Source organism: Candidatus Magnetominusculus xianensis (genome assembly GCA_001541255.1).
GTDB lineage: Bacteria > Nitrospirota > Thermodesulfovibrionia > Thermodesulfovibrionales > Magnetobacteriaceae > Magnetominusculus > Magnetominusculus xianensis.
In genome coordinates this window covers 36,057-52,797 of sequence record LNQR01000070.1, presented here as the reverse complement: position 1 = coordinate 52,797, position 16,741 = coordinate 36,057, and the positions used below count along the sequence as shown (strand labels likewise).

General features: G+C 46.1%; 16 protein-coding genes. 7 read left to right on the top strand and 9 right to left on the bottom strand.

Annotated features, from left to right (window positions below; all coding sequences use genetic code 11):
• The first annotated feature begins 25 nt into the window (after positions 1-25).
• The 3 genes from ASN18_RS10025 to ASN18_RS10015 are packed head-to-tail and all read left to right on the top strand — an operon-like array spanning position 26 to position 4,356.
• Entirely contained in the window at positions 26-1,267 is a 1,242-nt protein-coding gene (locus ASN18_RS10025; RefSeq protein ID WP_085052613.1) for a protein phosphatase CheZ, read from the top strand.
• A gap of 50 nt (positions 1,268-1,317) precedes the next feature.
• Positions 1,318-3,273: a chemotaxis protein CheA gene (locus ASN18_RS10020; protein WP_085052612.1), complete on the top strand. Its 1,956-nt coding sequence runs from the start codon at positions 1,318-1,320 to the stop codon at positions 3,271-3,273.
• 3 nt (positions 3,274-3,276) lie between these two features.
• Positions 3,277-4,356, top strand: a complete 1,080-nt coding sequence (locus ASN18_RS10015; protein WP_085052611.1) for a protein-glutamate methylesterase/protein-glutamine glutaminase — start codon at positions 3,277-3,279, stop codon at positions 4,354-4,356.
• 32 nt (positions 4,357-4,388) lie between these two features.
• On the opposite strand, the gene fliS is transcribed toward ASN18_RS10015, so the two are convergent.
• The 8 genes from fliS to ASN18_RS09975 all read right to left on the bottom strand — a co-directional run bounded on the left by fliS (position 4,389) and on the right by ASN18_RS09975 (position 10,967).
• Positions 4,389-4,808, bottom strand: a complete 420-nt coding sequence (fliS, locus tag ASN18_RS10010) for a flagellar export chaperone FliS (protein ID WP_085052610.1) — start codon at positions 4,806-4,808, stop codon at positions 4,389-4,391.
• A 19-nt stretch (positions 4,809-4,827) separates the two neighbouring features.
• Positions 4,828-6,243 (bottom strand): flagellar filament capping protein FliD, encoded by a 1,416-nt coding sequence (fliD, locus tag ASN18_RS10005; RefSeq protein ID WP_085052609.1) that lies wholly within the window; start codon positions 6,241-6,243, stop codon positions 4,828-4,830.
• Position 6,244: 1 nt separating this feature from the next.
• Positions 6,245-6,649 (bottom strand): flagellar protein FlaG, encoded by a 405-nt coding sequence (locus ASN18_RS10000; protein ID WP_085052608.1) that lies wholly within the window; start codon positions 6,647-6,649, stop codon positions 6,245-6,247.
• A gap of 103 nt (positions 6,650-6,752) precedes the next feature.
• Positions 6,753-7,778, bottom strand: coding sequence for a flagellin N-terminal helical domain-containing protein (locus tag ASN18_RS09995; RefSeq protein WP_085052607.1), 1,026 nt, complete (start codon positions 7,776-7,778; stop codon positions 6,753-6,755).
• Between the two features lie 215 nt (positions 7,779-7,993).
• Positions 7,994-9,004 (bottom strand): flagellin N-terminal helical domain-containing protein, encoded by a 1,011-nt coding sequence (locus tag ASN18_RS09990; protein WP_085052606.1) that lies wholly within the window; start codon positions 9,002-9,004, stop codon positions 7,994-7,996.
• Positions 8,992-9,138: a hypothetical protein gene (locus ASN18_RS09985; protein ID WP_157072931.1), complete on the bottom strand. Its 147-nt coding sequence runs from the start codon at positions 9,136-9,138 to the stop codon at positions 8,992-8,994. The genes ASN18_RS09990 and ASN18_RS09985 overlap by 13 nt, the downstream gene beginning before the upstream one ends.
• A 66-nt stretch (positions 9,139-9,204) precedes the next feature.
• Positions 9,205-10,404, bottom strand: coding sequence for a hypothetical protein (locus tag ASN18_RS09980; RefSeq protein ID WP_085052604.1), 1,200 nt, complete (start codon positions 10,402-10,404; stop codon positions 9,205-9,207).
• Positions 10,404-10,967, bottom strand: a complete 564-nt coding sequence (locus ASN18_RS09975; RefSeq protein ID WP_085052603.1) for a hypothetical protein — start codon at positions 10,965-10,967, stop codon at positions 10,404-10,406. Before ASN18_RS09975 ends, ASN18_RS09980 begins: the two co-directional genes overlap by 1 nt.
• Positions 10,968-11,080: 113 nt before the next feature.
• On the opposite strand from ASN18_RS09975, the gene ASN18_RS09970 reads away from it, so the two are divergent.
• Together ASN18_RS09970 and ASN18_RS09965 are read left to right on the top strand one after the other, a co-directional pair.
• Positions 11,081-12,541: a hypothetical protein gene (locus ASN18_RS09970; protein WP_157072930.1), complete on the top strand. Its 1,461-nt coding sequence runs from the start codon at positions 11,081-11,083 to the stop codon at positions 12,539-12,541.
• A gap of 35 nt (positions 12,542-12,576) precedes the next feature.
• Entirely contained in the window at positions 12,577-13,080 is a 504-nt protein-coding gene (locus tag ASN18_RS09965) for a Uma2 family endonuclease (RefSeq protein ID WP_085052601.1), read from the top strand.
• 60 nt (positions 13,081-13,140) lie between these two features.
• Here ASN18_RS09965 and ASN18_RS09960 read toward each other — a convergent pair whose 3' ends face one another.
• Positions 13,141-15,060: a histidine kinase dimerization/phosphoacceptor domain -containing protein gene (locus ASN18_RS09960; RefSeq protein WP_085052600.1), complete on the bottom strand. Its 1,920-nt coding sequence runs from the start codon at positions 15,058-15,060 to the stop codon at positions 13,141-13,143.
• A gap of 144 nt (positions 15,061-15,204) precedes the next feature.
• On the opposite strand from ASN18_RS09960, the gene ASN18_RS09955 reads away from it, so the two are divergent.
• Together ASN18_RS09955 and ASN18_RS09950 are read left to right on the top strand one after the other, a co-directional pair.
• Positions 15,205-16,074 carry an SAM-dependent methyltransferase gene (locus tag ASN18_RS09955; RefSeq protein WP_236861655.1) on the top strand — a complete coding sequence of 290 codons (870 nt, stop codon included), beginning with the start codon at positions 15,205-15,207 and terminating at the stop codon, positions 16,072-16,074.
• A 215-nt stretch (positions 16,075-16,289) separates the two neighbouring features.
• Positions 16,290-16,718: an OsmC family protein gene (locus ASN18_RS09950; RefSeq protein WP_085052598.1), complete on the top strand. Its 429-nt coding sequence runs from the start codon at positions 16,290-16,292 to the stop codon at positions 16,716-16,718.
• Positions 16,719-16,741: the final 23 nt, after the last annotated feature.

Genomic DNA, 16,741 nt, shown 5'->3' with positions numbered 1-16,741 from the left:
GTAGACGGAGGCGAGGCATATTAAGATGGGCCAGTATATAGGGTTCAACCTAGGAAAGGAAGAGTACGTAATCCCGATAGTAAGGGTGCAGGAGATAATGAAACCCTCGCAAGTTACCAGGCTGCCGCAGACGCCGGTTAACGTATCAGGGATATTAAACCTGAGAGGGAAGACCATCTCTGTGATTAATCTCAGGGACAGGCTGGGCCTTAGCTATGAAGACTCGCCAAATACGGGCAATGTAATAGTCATGAATCTTGGCAAGATAACCTTTGGGATAAAGGTAGGCGCGATAACAGGTGTAAGAAATATAGAAAGGGATATGGTTAAGACTGATATACCCTATGTAAGCGGAACGGAAAGCAGCTGCGTAAGCGGCATCGCCAAGATGAACGACGGAAAGATGGTAATCATGCTGGACTTCCCGAAACTGCTGGCCCTCGAGGACAGCTCCTTGCTGGAAGACGATATAGTAAGCAGCGAGGAGACCTTAGACGGCACCACGATAGTCACTAAAAGGGTGATGACAATCGGAGGGGAGTTCTTTGTAAAAGAGGTAAGGGAGTCGTTCGTGAAGACCGCGGCGACTAAAGGTATCGACAACAGCGCAGTTGAAAAGATAATGGCCGACGTTCAGAGGCTGTTAGGGGCATTCGCCTCGGCTGACGTCGAAGAGGCGGAGAAGGCAATTGATGAGCTGTCACGCTTTGGAAACAAGGAGATGTTCTCGAAGATTGGCAGGATGACGCGCAATCTTCACGACTCACTAGGTGAGTTTAAGAGGTTACTGGACCTTGGTCTGGGTGTTACAGGTGAGGAAGGCTCCCCAGACGCACAGGACAAACTCGAGTGGGTTATATCGAAAACAGAGGACGCCGCTTCAAAGACGATAGCTATAGCGGAGAAAAATCAGGCTAAAATATCTGCCATGCATGAGAAACTCGAAATGCTGGATGAGCAGTTCGAGATGAATGTACCTGGGGCTGGGAAGGGCACGTTTGACTTCATGAAGCTTGAGTTAAACGAGGTAAGTGAGGACTTTTTGGAGATCATGCTTGCCCAGGAGTTTCAGGACATTACGGGACAGATACTGAGAAAGGTCATAACGCTTGTCAGAGAGCTTGAGAGTCAGCTTGTAAAGCTCATATTGATGTTCGGAGTGAAGAGTGAAACCCCTGCCAAACCCGCAGCAGCGCCGCAGGCTGAGGAGGTGGTGTTTACTGCCCAGGAAGATGTAGACGCCATGCTGGCAGAGTTCGGATTTTAGAGAAAGGTAAAAAATGACCGCATACAATTTATGGAGATAGGGAGGGAATTATGTCCGATGAAATGGATGAAATAATAAACGACTTTTTGATTGAGACAACAGAAATTGTCGAAGACCTCAGCCAGAAGTTTGTGGAGTTGGAAAACGACAAGGACAATCAAGACCTGGTAAACGGCATATTTCGCTCCGTGCATACAATAAAGGGCGCTTCGGGATTTTTAGGCTTTAACCAAATGGTACAACTGACCCATATAACCGAAAGCGTATTGAAAAAAATAAAAGACGGCGATATACCATTAACCCCTGCCGTAATGGACGTTATCCTGGGGTCAATAGACATGGTAAAGGTGCTGCTTGAGCATATAAAGGCAAAAGATGGAATAGAAGAGGACCTTACTGATATACTTGCAATGCTTCAGGGTGTATATGAACAGGCAGGGGCACCGGCAGCGGCAGAACCCCCACCGACACTTCAAGCGCCCCCAGAACAGGTAGTGCCAGCAGAGGAACCCGCGCCAGATGACGCAGCAGCAGCCAGCAGCGGCCCCTCAATTGAAGAGCTTGATGCACTAATGGAGGCGCAAAGCAACCAGATGCTCAAGCCGGTAGGTGAAATCCTTGTTGAAAATGGGGCAGTCACAACTGATGAAGTCGAAGACGCCCTGAAAATACAGACTATAATTAAAGAATCCGTTGACGTGGGCGAAGTCCCAAAGGTTGGCGATATATTAACAGCAACGGACAAGGTCTCAAAAGAGGAAGTTAAAAAGGCGCTGACTAAACAACCGCAGGCTGAAAAAGAGAAACCACCGCAGTTAGAGCAGACAATCAGGGTGGATGTCGAAAGACTAGACAATGTGTTGAATCTGGTCGGAGAACTTGTGCTTGCAAGGAACAGACTGATGAAAGTCGTCTCTAACCTTGAACTAAAGTATACGGACAATGCAGACGTAGCCCCGCTTGCCGAGTTGACGGCATTTATAAATCTGATTACAACAGACCTTCAACTGGCGGTGATGAAGACAAGAATGCAGCCGGTCAGAAAGGTATTTAATAAATTCCCACGCATGGTAAGAGACCTGGCCCGGTCTTTGAAAAAAGACGTAGAGCTGAATCTATCCGGCGAGGAGACAGAACTTGACAAATCAATAATTGAGGAGATTGGAGACCCGCTGGTTCACTTAGTCAGAAACTCCGTAGACCACGGTATAGAAATGCCTGAAGTAAGAGAGGCAGAAGGCAAGCCACGAGGCGGCACGGTGCTATTGTCGGCCTATCAGGAGGGTAATAACATAGTACTCTCGATAGAGGACGACGGCAAGGGAATAGACGTGGAGATGCTCAAGGGAAAAATTGTTGAAAAGGGTTTGGGAACACCTGATGAGCTTGAGAGGTTATCGACAAAGGAAATCCTGGACTATATATTTCTGCCTGGATTCTCGACGGCGAAGGTTGTCTCGGACGTGTCGGGGCGCGGCGTAGGAATGGATGTCGTCAAGACAAATATCTCAAAATTAAACGGCACTATTACAATTGAGACAGAAAAGGGGAAAGGGTCGAAGTTCCTTCTGCGGCTGCCCCTGACACTTGCAATAATACAGGCGCTGATGGTTGGTGTCGGCACCGAGGTGTATGCAGTGCCGCTTGCATCAGTTGTTGAAACTGTACGAATAGACCAGTCCAACATAAAGACAATAAGGGGTCAGGAGACTGTAATCCTGAGAAATGAGATAGTGCCGGTACACAGACTGGCGAACAAGTTCTTTATCCCAACGGCGTCGGCAAACGGCGGTAATAAGATGTACCTTGTAGTGATTGTGATAGGAGAGAAGAAATTCGGCATGATGGTCGATAAACTATTTGGACAGGAAGAGGTCGTGATAAAATCGATAGAAGGTTTCTCAAGCAGCTCTGAAGGCATAGCCGGAGCGACAATAACAGGAGACGGCAAGGTAGTATTAATCCTTGACCCGGCTGTGATGTTCGTAGGGGACCTGCATAATTAACCTATGGATAAGATAAAGGTACTGATAGTTGACGATTCGGCATTTATGAGAAATGCCATTAAGAGCATGGTTGCCTCCGACAATGAACTACAGGTAGTAGGCGTTGCCTGCGACGGCGTAGAGGCAATAGAGAAGGTTTTAACACTGAAGCCGGACATCGTAACGATGGATATAAAGATGCCGCGAATGGACGGACTGGAGGCGCTTGAACAGATAATGAAGAGGTGCCCTGTTGCGGTAATAATGATAAGTTCGTTAACTGTAGAGGGGGCAAATACGACACTTAAGGCATTAGAGCTTGGCGCTGTTGATTTTATTCCAAAGAATCTCTCTGAACTATCTATAAACATAATGAACATAAAGCAGATACTTACGGACAAGTTAAAACAAATTGGCGGCAAAAAAAAGAAATTGACAGACAGCCAGTTCATATCCTCAATTCAACAGATACAGACACCTCCAACTACTGTGAATCAGGCAAGGCCAGTGAAAAATATAGCGAAAAATATGTCGTCAAAGAAGATTGAGATTGTTGCGATAGGGACATCAACCGGCGGCCCGAAGGCGCTTCAGACGGTGATACCCTTGCTGCCGAAGGATTTCCCTGTGCCAGTTGTTATCTCACAGCATATGCCAGCGACATTTACCGGCCCGTTTGCAGAGCGCCTGAATCAGTTGAGCCAAATGCAGGTAAAAGAGGCCAAACAAGGCGAGAAGATAGAAAACGGCATAGTATATATAGCCCCCGGCACCGGCCACATGAGCCTGGTAAAAAAGGGAGCCGACAGGATAGTAAACATAACAGATAAAGCCGGATATATATATAAACCCTCGGTGGATGTGATGATGTTATCTGTTGCAGAGGTAAACCCTGGGGCGTGTCTTGGCGTTATCCTCACAGGCATGGGCAATGACGGCCTTCAGGGGATGAAGGCAATACATGACTCCGGCGGCAGGACATTAGCCCAGAACGAACACTCATGCGTGGTGTATGGGATGCCGAAGGCCGTAGTGGACGCGGGGATCGCAGACAAAATCGCACCGCTTATAGATATTGCCGCCGAGATAGTAAAATCTATTTAATATAGCCATCAACAATAGCGGTCTCTTGCTTTTCAGTGAATACTTGCATGTTGGCGCAGCGTAGCCGGGGATTGCGGCACGATTGCCTTGACCTCAACCCACGCGCTTTTAAGCGTCCGCAGAAGCTCCTGTATGTGATATATCTTATCGACTGAATCGGTAGAGTTTATCCTTGTAAGCTCAAGGAGCATATATGTATAGAGGTCATGCAAATTAACAGCTACCTCGCCGCCTACCTCCATATCAAGCGAACTCATCAGCTCTTCTACTATAGCCCTTGTCTTGTTGAGATATTGGATTTTCATCGGTCTGTTCTTTTTCTCTATGCTAAAAACTGCCTTCGACAAAAACCCTATAGCCCCGTCGTAGAGCTTTATCACGAGGTCAAGCGGAGACAAATTATTTATATCTGTGCTTATATAAGCATTTTTTGCATATGCCGGGTTTGTCACTACTACCCTCCTGTTATGGTTATGTCGTTAAATTTGTAGTCGTTCCGGTGGTACTGCCGCTTGAAGTCGAACGTATGCTGGAGCCTTGAGTCTGTAACTGTGCAATAGTAGCTTCAAGGCGTGCAAACTTCTTCTGATATGCAGCCTTCTTTTGGTCAAGCTGCCGCTGCATGTCTGCCTCTTGCACTTGAATACGCGAGATATTTGTTTTCAGATTACCCGTAACATTAGCTATCGTGTTGCTAATAAGACTCCCAAGCATCCCATATGCCGAGGCGCTGTTGAACTGATAGGAAAAGGCATCGAGGAGTTTGTTAAATCCAGTCCGGTTATAGCTTAGGGCCTTGTCCATTGCTGCGGTATCAATTTGCAGTGTACCATCTTTCAGGTGGTTTACCCCATACTGGGCAAGCATGGAAGTAGCGTTATTAAAATATTTCGTTGTCATTGTTCTTAAGGCGTTTCTAATCATGGTTACTGTTGAGTTGGTGTTTAGGGGTTCCCCTTTTGCCGACACTTTATCCAATTGGGTTAATACATCATTGTATGCCTTGACAAAGGCGGTCATGCCGGTGGAGCTCGATGGTGAATTCTGCCCTATGTTCAACATTACACGTGTAGGGGAAGTAGCGCTCTGTAAATTCAGAGTTACACCTTTAAGAACATTTGCTACCGTGTTTGAATGGCTTGTAATTGTAAGGCCGTCAACGGTAAATGATGCGTCTGAGCCTGTCTGAAGGAGTGTCATTGTGCTGGTATTAGAGCCAGCATAACTAAGATCGCTTAACTCCTCCCCGACTGGGCCGTCACTTGAACCGGTTACTTGCAGCCCGTTTATTGCGCCACCGTTTTTAGTGCTTATAATAAGTCTATAGCCTGTGCCATCGTTAATTATCGAAGCACTAACATCGGTGGCGCTCTTGTTTATAGCATCTCTTATGCCCGTGAGGGTGTTGTTAGTACGATCAATAGCTATATCTGTGGTATGACCGGCGTTACCAACGGTTAGTGTCCCAGTTTTGAACGTTACACCGGTATCGGTTGCGTATGCATACGAAATAACCTTCTCCTCCTGTGCCAACTGGTTTACCTTTATTTCATAGCTTCCAGGTGAAGCCTTGGTAGAGGCTGTGGCTGTCATGACGTTTTGATTTGAAGATGTGGCTGTAAGTGTGCTGATATTTGTTGACGTAAGTCCGGCAACAGCCGTCTTAAGCGCTGCAAGGCTTGATGAAATCTGCCCAAAGGCGCTTATTTCATTACTGTAACTGGCCGCCTTCTTGACGAGATTGTTATAGGGCAGCTGGTCTATCATCATAATAGCATTGATTATAGTATCGGTATTCAGCCCTGAATAAGGTCCCGTCGAAAGCGCTACAGGCGTCATGCTTGCCGATGACGAAGCTGCTGCGGACGTAGTCGTTGTATCAGCCATATCAAGCCTCCTTGTGGTACAGGTTATTCCCTATATTTGATTGTAAAAGGCTCTTTGCATTTTCGTCAAGTACCTTCACCATCTTTAAATAATCTTCAGCAGGTATCTGCCGAACCACCTTACCGGCAGAGTCGGTAACCTTTATTACTACGTTTTTGTCATCGTCAATGGCAAAGAAAGCCTTTCCGTCTGCCGATTGCGTTTCCACGTTCTTTGTATCAGCCTTGTTACCGGCAGTCTCCTGCCTTGGCTCTACAGACTGTTGCTGCGACATGGTGCTGGCTTGAGCTGTTGTCTCTGGCTGAGCACCCCCGTTGTTGTCATATTGAGTATTGTCAGGCTGCTTTCCAGCAACTGATGCCAACGCTACATTGCCTGCGTATGTACTCACAGCATTCATATCCATATTTCATTTCCTCCTTTCAAACACTCACACGCCCCTTGCTGACAATCTTTCTTAAACAAGTATATGGGGAGGCAGACAGCCTCCCCCTTATTCTCTTATTTAATTATTTCAGCAATGCAAGCACATTTTGTGGTTGAGTGTTTGCCTGAGACAATACCGATATACCTGACTGCTGTAATATCATAGACCTTGTCAGGTTCGCTGTCTCTGCCGCAAAGTCGGCGTCCATAATCCTTGAGTTAGCAGCTGTCGTCGTCTCTACTACGTTTGAAAGATTTACAACAGCGGCGTTAAACGCGTTCGCCTTCGCACCCATTGCAGACCTTGCGCTTGTAACGGTGGCCAATGCCCCGTCTATAATTGCTATAGCATTCGAGGCCCTCGATGCATAACCGGTAGTTGTGGTTGAGTCATTTATCAGTAGTGAGGCCTGTCCGGTATATGTAATTTGTGCTTTTGCAGTATAGCTATAAGCGTATGGCGCACCTGCACCAGACTGCCATGCACCGTCTCCGACGCCCTGCACACCGACGGATGTTGCCGTGTGGATATCCTTTAGATAAAGGAGCGCTCCATCTTTGCCGGTAGCTGTAAAGATATTCCCGCCCAGGAGATCCGTGTTCATCGAACCTATGCTAACGGTAATCTGCGAGTTACTGGCATTATAGCTGACTGCAAGACCAGCGGTGAATGTGCCGTCAAGGAGATTCTTGTTGTTGAACGATGTCTGAACGGAGATTCTACCAATGTCCTCAACAAGTGAGTTTACTTCCATCTGCATAGCCCCTACATCGCTAGCGCCGTACTGCCCGCTGGTAGCCTGCACCGTTAGTTCTCTCATTCTCTGTAAATTAGATGTCATCTGGCTCAACGAGCCTTCAGCCGTCTGCACCATCGACAAACCATCGTTAGCGTTCCTTATAGCAACATTCAGACCCCTTGTCTGAGAAGTCATTCTTGTCGCTATTGCCAAGCCTGCCGCATCGTCTGCCGCTGAATTGATTCTCAGACCTGAGGATAACCTCTCCATAGCCTGCTGCAAAGGACCCTGTGTCAGCATAAGATTCCTCTGCGCGTTGATTGACTGCATGTTTGTGTTGATTACCATTGCCATGTCTTCTACCTCCATGTAATATTACTCATTTTAGTCTAAAATAGCTTCCCGCTATTTTTCACTCGTACTACCTGCTCCTACTACCTTCCTGCCTACCTTCCTGCTGTGGTAAACCACCCCTTCATGGGGTGCTTACCCCTTTCTCTCCGGCTCTCCGGCTCTCCGGTCATTTACTCCATCCGAACCTTATATACTTATCGGACGTTACACGATAAACTTTAATGCTTCTTTTATTTTAACAGTGCAAGCGCGTTTTGAGGCGTGGTGTTTGCCTGCGACAGCACTGAGATACCAGACTGTTGTAATATCATGGACTTTGTCATGTTTGCTGTTTCTGCCGCGAAGTCAGCATCCATAATTCTTGAACGAGCGGCCATCGTAGTCTCCACTACGTTAGCCAGGTTAAATATTACGGCGTTAAGCTGGTTGGCCTTCGCACCCATTCCTGCCCTCTCGCTTGTAACCTTTGCCAGCGCCCCGTCTATTATCGCTATGGCGTTTGAGGCACGCGAAGCAAAGCCAGAAACAGTGGTAGAGTCATTAATCAGCAGCGACGACCGACCGCTATATGTAATAGCTGATCTTGATGTATAGCTATACGCATATGGCGCCCCTGCTCCAGTTACCCATGTGCCGTCTCCAACGCCCTGAACCCCGGTTGATGAGGCCGTGTGCAGGTCCCTCAAATAAAGGAACTCACCGTTTTTGCCTGTTGATGTAAATATTTCACCGCCTAATGAGTCTGTGTTTGCAGAAGCAAGATTGATGTGTATCTGCGAGTCTGTGGCATTATAACTTACTGCAAGGCTCGACTGAAATGTGCCAGCAAGAAGCTGCTTGTTGTTGAATGTCGTCTGTTCAGCGATTCGTCCGATGTCCTCAACTAGGGCGTTTATTTCCATCTGCATAGACCCTATGTCGCTTGCGCCATACTGCCCGCTCATGGCCTGAACAGAGAGTTCTCTCATTCTCTGCAAGTCGCTGGTGATCTGCCCTAATGAACCCTCAGCCGTCTGCACCATAGACAAACCATCGTTTGCATCTCTTATCGCTACATTAAGACCCCTTGTCTGCGAATCCATTCTTGTAGCAATGGCAAGGCCAGCCGCGTCGTCCGCTGCACTGTTGATTCTAAAGCCGGATGACAACCTCTGCATCGCCTGGCTCAAAGGCTGTTGAGTCATCATAAGATTTCTCTGCGCATTTATCGACATAATATTTGTGTTAATTACGAAAGCCACGGATACCTCCCGTTATATTTTATTTTTCTAATTGTCTTTGCCGCTAATATCGCAGCCAACCCTAATACTCCCGATTTGTCAATCTTCATATTCAACCCCTTATTCAGCCGGGGAGCCTTTTTTCCATCTATCATCACTTCCATCATACTAAAGACTTTATCGGATAAATATAATAAAACTTTAGTCAATTACATATTTTGTTACTTCCTGTTGCCACTTCCCTGAGATATTTTTTTCCGGTCACGTATTATCCCTTTCACTATGTCAGGGAAAGACATCTTTGCTTGTTTATTCTTATAGCAGCCTGAGAGGGCTGTCTTTAGTGATTCCTTGTTGTTCACAAAGGCTACGTCGCGCTGAAAATCCTTCTTTTCATATACTGGATTATACACGATTGAGAGCTTGCCGTACTCAGAGGCAAACCCCAGCGTAGTCAGATAGGCCGGCGAAATGAGAACATCACAGAGCATTATCAGGTCGCCCTTTGAGTCCGGCTCCATGATAAATGACCTGCCCTTTATCTTCTTTATATCAGTCATAAAGAAATCGTTTATTATATCGTCCTCAGAAAGCTCCCTGATGACAAATTTCCTCTTCATAAAGAATACAGTCTTCGGCATTGTCAGTTCGTTTATTACCTCAAGGGCCTCTTTGACACAAAACCTGAGCCGTGGATGGTTTATAAGCAGTATGACAAGCTCCTCTTTCGGCAGATTTATGCTGGGATTGAGCAGTGAGTCCATGTATTTGTCCTCTATCGTATCTATATAATACGCCTCTTGCTCATAATCCAAAATGAATGCCTTTGATAAATCAAAACCGTACTCCTTCAGATATTCCTTTTCCCATTCATATTTTATCACGATGTAATCAATCACCCGCAGGAAGATTGGCGGCGTCTGAATGGCCGGAAACATCTGGATGCCAACGACAGGGACGCCCTGTTCCTTCGCGTAAAAACACATGGTGGAGTAGAATATGTCGCAGTCCGCAAGGGGCGGCACCTCAGTTGAAGGAATCGGCAGCATAACAGCATCATATGAGGTAATGTCCATCCCGGGATATGTAAATGTGGCCACATGACCCCTGAAATCATCAAAGGCCGTCACCTTGTAGAGTTTAATGTCAGTACCGGGGATGTACATATCATATGTGAGCTTGATAAATGTGTTTACAAGCGAGGCTATATGGTCAATATGTATTGGATTAGGGGAAATAAGATTATTCCTGACTGCCGTAATCCCCTTGTTCAGTTCAACAGAGAAATCGTATACCGAGCGGCTGTAGGTAAGCACATCGACTACTATCCCCTTCATTGCCATCGCACGTGCCATGTAGAGAAGCCTGCCGTTTGTCCCTTTTAGTTCGTTCTCTCCTACGGGGATAAGTACTTTTGCCATTAGTTGGACTTCAGGTCTATGGCGCGCATAATATCGTATGCCTTATCGACATATACGCCGGTTGTTATCTTTTTTAATCTTTCGGCGGTGTCCCGAATAATCTCCATTATTGGTGCATGGTTTTGCGTGTTTGAGTAGGCAAGGGGCAGATACACGTCGTAGACCTCTTTCAGCGCCTCTGAATTTAAAAAATCATACTCATACAATTCTCTGTCCGGAAGGTCTATCGCTATCAGGTAGCTCAGGATTGTTGTCAGCATATCTCCATAGCGATGGGTTACCTTTGAGAGCATGATGTCAAGAAAGAGTAAATCCACGTGGAATCTCTTTAGTTTAAGCCCCAGTCTGATATAATAGCCTGCCCGCGAGATGTCAGCCTCTTCGATAGCAAACCTGGCACACAATGCCAGTATCTTCAGATAGGACTTGTTGTCCTCTGTCTTTTCCTCTTCGGGCACCTGTGAGAGCGCCTTTTTTACCGACAGTCTGGCATCTATCCCATTTTGTAACTTAAGATACGATACAGCCGTCTCTAAGTTCGATTCATAGTCTCTCTGGCTCATCTTTAGGAACTCCTCATGACACTTTAGGGCACTTTTAAAAGCTCACAGTTTTATTATATAGTATACCATATGAACTGCTTATATCAACAGATATTTTTACCGGAAAAACCATTGTGAATACCACAGAAATCCAGCGCATACCTATAAAATTTCTCAAAGGCCGAAAGCATGTCTTCATAGATTGGCAATTCGTCGAGGCAGGATACGGGATGCCGTTTTGGAAATACTATCAGGACACATACGGCACACGCCCCTGGTTCAGCCCCTACGGGGTTTCTCTTACTGTTGGGCAGCCGGAGATTCTCAGCCGTCCTATAGTGGAACATGACCCGCTTGGGATTATCGGGGCATACAGTACGCTGAGATATGAGGACGGCCTCTACCGCCTCTGGTATGTCACATACGACTTTGACAAAGACGGGCAGGAAAACGATAAAATCTGTTACGCAGAGTCACGAGATTTCAAGGACTGGCACCGTCCGGATTTAGGGCTGATTACATACAAAGGCTCACGCCGCAACAACATAGTCTATGGGGCAGGCCCTAAGTCTAAGGGCGGAGACATCGGCGCCCACGGCGCTACAGTCTTTTTTGACCCTTCAGCGCCGCCTGAGTCACGCTACAAGATGGTCTATCTTGGACCGGCAAAAAAAGACGCCGGACTGATGAACTGGCTCTACGGGGCAGACTCCCCTGACGGCATTCACTGGAAGGCCATGTCAATACCGGTAGGAAAATTCTCCAGTGACACACAGAGCGTTGCCCTCTATGACGAGACTAAATATGTCATGTACGTGCGCCAATGGACGCCGCAGACCGCAGCAGGCTTTGGCGGCAGGCGTGTTGTTGGAAGGACTGAGTCGAAGACGTTTAAGAAATTCCCTGCGCCAACTCCGGTACTCACACCTGAGCCGTCATGGGAGCCTTCGCTGGATATATACACAAACGCCTATAACCGCTGGCCCGGGGCGGACTCTGCACATATCATGCTGCCTGCCCTCTATCATAGAAACACAGACACCGTAACCCTGCACCTTGCCGTTAGCAGAGACTCACATCACTGGTCGCTGCCAAAACCTGCGCCCATACTTGCTGAAAACTCATCATACGAGAAGGTGACAACATACGCAGGCTGCGGCATTGTCCCATATGGGGAGGGGAAATGGGCGTTTCCCGTGTTTTTTTCACGAAGAAGCCACAACGAATACATCTCTGAGCGCCCGGCTATTCACGCAGCGGTTATCAGAGAAGACGGCTTTATGGCGGTTGAGGCCACACTCAGGGGGGAGTTCTACACATACCCGTGCATATTTGAAGGTGGGCGGCTGTTGTTAAATTCCTTTTCGTACCCCGGCGGGGAGATAAGGGTTGAGATAATCGAACTAAAACCAAAGTTTGAGATTCAGCCCTTTAAAGGATTCTCCATTGACGACTGTGACACACTAAGGGGAAATTCCCTGTGGAGGCCGGTAACGTGGAAGGGAACTGAGGATATATCTGCGCTTGCTGGTAAGATTGTCCGCATAAGATTCCTGCTGATAAGGTCAAGGATATTTGCCTTCAGGTTTGAATAATAGACAACACTATGTAACAATGGTATAATACTATTATGCAAATCGATTTAGACTTAACAGAAATCATCAATGGAGAGGAAGTTATGGGTCCAAGTCCGTTTGGGAAGCATCAGGATATAGCAGCAAATTTATTTGATATTCTTCGCCAGCATATCAAAAAGAACGATTTAGGTAAAGTCTATTTTTCTCCACTTGACGTAATATTCGAGGAAGGGTTCAATAGACTTCAACCTGACATATTATTCATTAAAAAAGAGAATATGAGTATCTTTCAGGACTGGATAAGAGGCGTACCCGATATGGTTTGTGAGATAGTGTCAACTGGTAGTTATGAAATGGATATTGAAGTTAAGAAGGCAATTTATGAAAAATATAAGGTGCCCGAATACTGGATAATAATTCCCGAATTACAAACCATCGATATATTAACCATAGATAATAACAACTATAAGTTACATTCAATGGCTGGCATGAATGGTACAGTTACGTCTAAAATCATAGAAGGCCTGCAAGTCAATGTTAAGGACATCTTCGAGTAGTTTTAGAATTTTCGATAAAAACTAATAAATTATCCGTGAGTGTCTGAATATGGTGTCTGGTTATACGTCGTCGGAAGAATCTTCTCTAACACCCGGCAGTCTTTGCTTTTGCTTAACCTCTGAGAAATTAATTTTAAACCTTGTACCTTTTTCCCTGTCTAAGTTCACAGTGCCGCGCAGCTGGTTTTCCACTATGGAGACCACAAGCTGATGACCAAGCGTCTCGTTGTCTCTGAGGTTAACAGATTCCGGTAATCCCGCACCATCGTCCCATATCTCAATATCATACTGGTCGTCATGGCAGGAGACGACTATGCCAATCTCACCGCTTCTGCCGTCTTTAAAGGCATACTTCAGGGAATTTGACAGCAGTTCGTTTAACACAAGACCACACGATACTGCCATGTCCACGCCGATTGTAAGGGGTGGGATATCTATTGTAAGTCTTACACGTGAGGGATTCACGCCGTAGGAGCGAAAAAGCCCAACAGCAAGCTTTCCCACATAGTCGGCAAAATCTATATCTGCCAGGGTTTCAGACTGGTGCAGCCTCTCGTGGACAAGGGACATAGCAAGGATACGATTTTTAGTCTCATTAAATATCTCTGCATCAGCAGGGTTTTTTATAAGCCCAGACTGGATATTAAGAAGGCTTATTATGATTTGCATGTTGTTTTTTACCCTGTGGTGAATCTCCCTGATCAGGACTACCTTTTCTCTGAGTGAGGCATTAATCTGGTCTGCCATTTTCTTGCGGGCGGTGATGTCTCTGGCGATACCGGTATAAAAAGTCCCAGCCTTTGTCTTCCATGAAGATAGTGAGATATCGAAGGAGAACTCAGTACCATCCTTTCTGACGCCCTCGAACTCGACCCGTTTACCGGCCATGTAGGACTCGCCAAGCAGTTGAAATGTTTTAAACGCCCTTGCATATGCCCCGGCAAGGCGTTCTGGTATAAGTATCGAAATAGGTTTATTTATTACCTCATCGGCAGCATATCCGAACAATGACTCTGCCCCGCTGTTAAAAGCGACAATAATGCCCTGAGAGTCTGTGGAGATAATCCCGTCCATGACAGATTGAATCAGGGAGCGGAACTTCGTCTCTGACTCAGTGATTACCTCCTCTGCTGTCTTACGTTCATTTATCTCTTCTAGCAGACGCGCATTTGTTTCTTTAAGCTCGAAGGTGCGCGCCTCTACTACGGCCTCCTGCGTGTCTTTGGCATCTTTCAGGGCCAGCCACTGGCGCCTCAGGCGCTTTGTGAAAAACAGCATCATCGATGACATGGAGATGAAGATAAAAACGTGCAGGATGATGAAATTTTTCCTCTGATCATTGGTGTATTTGGCAATTGAAAACACTGGGACGGCTACTGAGATACCGCCTCTGATATCGCCCTCTTTGTATCCCTGTTTGGCATGGCACTTCAGGCAGGTCTTTTTCACTTTCAACGGTGCCATATAGACAAACACATCGCCTGTCCCCGCTGGCTTGATTTCCTCAGCCGAACCTTTGGTCTCGAACTGCTTAAGGGCAAACTCCTCCCAGGCATTTGGCGCATTTTCTGGCCTTATGGGTTTAAGGCTCGTCATATGAAACTCCACACTGTTTACGCTTCTGGCTATTTCCGATATCTGGCGTGTCATATATGAGGGGTTAATCATGGTAAGTTTTCTACCGTCGACAGTGGTGATGTCTCTGTCCGGGATGTCGAGATAAGGATTGGGCTGAGACGATTCTGTAACAGGGACATAGACGCCGCCGTGAGTTGCATTCCAGAGACGCGTGGTCTCAATCATTTTAAACATCGACCTGCCAGACTCCAGCGCCATATTAAACGCCTGTTCCTCCAGCAAATACAGATGCCACTTCAGCGAAGCCATCGCAATAAGCGCCCAAAACACAATCGGCAGCACCCAGTAATAATGGGACTGTATGTAACCCCTGTGCAACCCCCTGCTGTCATCTTTAGCCATAGCCCGTCTCTTTTTTTTATACCATAATTCATAGTATTTGTAAAGTTGGCAGCCGTATCATCAAAATAATGGGGTTGTTTTCATGACGCCTCAGGCCAAAGGCCGATTGACACGTGACACACAGATATGTTTCAATGCTTACGAATGAGAAAGTGGTATAAATATTCTCTAAACGCTGGTGAGCGTGGAAATATATTCGCAGGCTTAGATGAACAATACCTCGAACATGCAGTGTCAATGGGTGGATATGATACTGACAAGGCGTATAACAGCAAATCTGATTTTTTTAATAAATATTTCTTTGGATACCACCTTGGGAGGCTCCAGCACTATGATGAGTTTATAAGAAGCCACCTGAGAAAAGACGAACATATTCTCTCTACCGCCTCTGGCCGCTGTGCAAATGAACTATATCTGATGGAGCATGGAGGATACAACATAACATGTTCAGATTTAGACATATCTGATGAGATGTACCGTGAGACGCTCAAACTATTCCCGCAGTATAAGTTTAATAAATTAAATATCCTCGCAGCGCCCGCACCTCAGACATATGACGCAGTGCTGAACCTGAGCATGATATACCTTTTAGATGATGACAAACTAAGAACATTTTTTAAGCACGTATCACAAAGTCTGAGGCCGGGCGGGAAATTAATCCTCGACTCTTCAGGCTCAACAGACAATTATCTGTCGTATTTGATTCATGAATGTTTACTAAAATATGAAATCGTCTATTTATTGCGTGCAAAAAGATTGCTCACTACAGCAAGACTTGAAGGCGTTGTTACCAAGCACCACGGCTTCAGACGTACAGACCGTGAGATAATTGCAGCAGCGGGAGAATTTGGCCTGAAATTGCAGGATAAAAATAACTATGCCTTTTTAGTAGACTTTAAAAGAAGTTATCTCCTGAATAAGTTAATTGCGGCAAGCAGACCGGCAGAAGCTATATTTACTATTTTAGGGAAATATATTCCATATATCAGAATGTTTTGTTTTTACAAAACATAGCACACCGGTCAGGGCAGAGCCATCGGCGGCGTCTTTTGAAGCATCCTACAAAAAGTGGCAGGAAGTGAGAGATTAATACCAAAATGGAGTTTGCATATTTATTTAATGAAATGTTAGCATTAGGGTTATAAGCGTTGATTTAGCACTGTTAAAGAAAATTAGCACCGGTTGGCCGATTGACATAATGGGAAAGACCGGCAAGAGGAGAGACACACATGGATATTGTAATCACCTTCCCTGGCGGCAAGAGAGTCAATGCCGAATTTACCCCGGTTGGCGACGCGGCTCCGGAGGTTATAGCCACTGATCAGCCAGTCAAATATGGCGGAGATGGTTCGGCCCCTACGCCATTTAACTATTTCCTTGCGTCAATAGGCACATGCGCTGGGATTTTCGTACTTAGTTTTTGCCAGAAGAACTCCATCCCTACAGAAGGGATAACGCTTGAACAGACCCACGAATATATTACCGATGGGCCTGGTAAGTCAAAATTGGCAAAGATAATCATAGATATAAAGGTACCACCGGACTTTCCTGAGAAATACTATGATGCTATCGTAAGGGTTGCCGACCAGTGTGCCGTGAAAAAAACAATCATGGAGCAGCCGCAGTTTGAGGTAAAGACAGTTGTTGCAAGGACTTAGCGTGTCACTTATGTCAACAAGGC